Origin of the sequence: Bacillus sp. SIMBA_031 (assembly GCF_046535225.1) — a bacterium.
GTDB lineage: Bacteria > Bacillota > Bacilli > Bacillales > Bacillaceae > Bacillus > Bacillus velezensis.
The window spans coordinates 1-236 of the sequence record NZ_JAWRXC010000679.1 but is presented as its reverse complement, the minus strand read 5'-3'; the positions used below and the strand labels follow the sequence as shown (position 1 = coordinate 236).

Below are 236 nucleotides of genomic sequence, written 5' to 3'. Positions count from 1 at the left end.
GGCGGCGACCACTATTTGTTCCCAAGTATCAGGTCCCGCAGCCGGCCGATGTCTGAGAACACGATCAATAGCGCACTCCGCCGGCTGGGTTACGACGGAGAAACAATGACCGGACACGGCTTCCGGGCGACTGCTCGCACGATCATGGTGGAACGTCTTCGCATAGCAGCCGAGATTGTCGAGGCTCAACTCGCCCACGCCGTAAAAGACCCTCTCGGACGCGCTTACGACCGCAC

Annotated in this window: 1 protein-coding gene; it reads left to right on the top strand. The window is 60.6% G+C overall.

What is annotated here, in order from left to right:
- Positions 1-15 precede the first annotated feature (15 nt).
- On the top strand, positions 16-236 hold a 221-nt coding region (locus SB724_RS21785), incomplete at its 3' end, for a site-specific integrase (protein ID WP_486304070.1).